This is a genomic window from Mycobacterium sp. (assembly GCF_050701675.1).
GTDB lineage: Bacteria > Actinomycetota > Actinomycetes > Mycobacteriales > Mycobacteriaceae > Mycobacterium.
This window is the reverse complement of sequence record NZ_JBOGDD010000143.1, coordinates 1-1819: the sequence shown is the minus strand read 5'-3', so window position 1 is coordinate 1819 and position 1819 is coordinate 1. Positions and strand designations below refer to the sequence as shown.

The following is a 1819-nucleotide window of genomic DNA, read 5'->3' as shown; positions in this document are numbered from 1 at the left end:
TCTGAGCCCTACTTCGTGAAATCGGCTTAATCCGCGGAATCCGTTGTTGGATTTCTTGAGTTCTTGGGCAAAGCCTTCTGAGAACTCTCGCTGGCTCCGGCTCTGCGCCCTCCGCGTCTCCGCGTCTCCGCTTTAGAATCTTTTGTCTTCAGTCTCATCCGCGTCAGCTCTGCGCCTTCAGGTCGGTGATCATCTTGTCGATCTGGACGGCGGAGTCGCCGATGTCGCGGAAGGTCTCGAGCTTCAAGGTGCTCGATGGGTAGCTGGCCGGGTTGTCGATCTCTTCGGGGGTGAGCAGCTTGCGCGCTTCGAGGTTCGGGTTGGTGTAGGGGAAATCGGCCGAGATCAACTTACTGACCTCCGGCCGCAGGGTGTAGTTCATGAACGCCATGGCGCCGTCGGGGTTGGGGGCGTTGGCCGGGATGGCGAGGCTGTCGACGAACATGTGCGCGCCGTCGGCCGGCAGGATGTACTTGAACTTCTTGTTCTCGTTGTAGAGCAGCGCCGCTTCGCCCGACCAGACGATGCCGAGGTCGACGTCGCCGTTGAGCAGCGCGGTCTTCGGGCTGTCCGAGTCGTACACTTTGATCAGCGGCAGCCACTTCTGCAGCACCGGTTTGATCTTCTCCAGGTTCTCCGGGGTGACGTCGTTGGCGCCGATGCCCTGCGTGGCGAGCGCCCAGCTGACGATCTCGCGCGGGTCGTCGAGCACGACGATGCGGCCCTTGTACTTCTCCTGGAACACGTCGTTGTAGCCCTTGATCTCCTCGGTCACCTTCTCGGTGTTGACCACGATGCCGACCGTGCCGCCCATCCACGGGACGGTGTACTGCTGCGCCGGGTCGTGCGGCATGTTCTTGAATCCCGGCGCCACGTTCGTGATGTTCGGGACTTTTGCCCAGTCGACCGGCTGCAGCACCTTCTCCTTGACCAGCGCCTCGATGGTGTACTCCGACGGCTGGATGAGGTCGTACTTCTGCGCCCCGGAGACCAGCTTGGCGAGCATCTCCTCGTTCGAGGCATAGGTCTCGTAGTTGACCTTGATGCCGGTCTCCTTGGTGAAGCCGTCGATCACCGCCTGCGGCACGTACTCCGACCAGGCGAACAGGTTGATCTCCTTCGGCGCCTGTTTGGCGGCCGACGCCTGTTCCCCCTCCGGCGACTTGCTGCAGGCGTGCAGGGTGGCGGCGGCGAGGCAGGTGGCGGCGAACAGCGCGAGACGCTTCATGGGGGACTCCTTCTCGTCAGGATGGTGCGCGGTCGCGTCGCTTGAGGATCTCGGTCACGACGACCAGCATCACGGTGGAGAGGATGAAGACGGTGGAGATGGCGTTCAGGGTCGGATCCAGCCCCTTCTTGACGCGCCCGAAGATCTCCAACGGCAGCGTGCGCGTGCCGGCGCTGGCGGTGAAGTAGGTGACGATCAGCTCGTCGAGCGAGAGGGTGAAGGACATCAGCGCGCCGGAGATGATCGCCGGCATCAGGTACGGCACCATCACCTTGCGGAAGGCCAGCGCCGGGGGCGCGCCGAGGTCCATGGCGGCTTCCTCCAGCGACGGATCGAGCCCCGACAGCCGCGCCTGCACGGCGACCATGACGAACGGGAAGCAGAAGGTGATGTGCGAGATGATGATCGTCGTGTAGCCGAGCTCCAGGTGGATGACGACGAAGAGGATCAGCAGGCTGACGCCCATGATCACCTCGGGGATGATCATCGGGATGAAGACCAGCGTCTGCACCAGCCGCACGGCGGGGAATCGGTAGCGATACAGCATCCAGGCGCCGACGGTGCCGAGGACGACCGAGACCAGCGTGGTGA

General features: G+C 63.3%; 2 protein-coding genes. Both read right to left on the bottom strand.

What is annotated here, in order from left to right; genetic code table 11:
- Window positions 1–163: 163 nt before the first annotated feature.
- The gene (locus tag ACRDUX_RS04195) at window positions 164–1228 is read right to left on the bottom strand and encodes an ABC transporter substrate-binding protein (protein WP_526411317.1); all 1065 of its coding nucleotides are present in this window, start codon (window positions 1226–1228) and stop codon (window positions 164–166) included.
- Window positions 1229–1244: 16 nt separating this feature from the next.
- The coding region (locus ACRDUX_RS04190) for an ABC transporter permease (protein ID WP_526411315.1) at window positions 1245–1819 on the bottom strand (575 nt) is incomplete at its 5' end.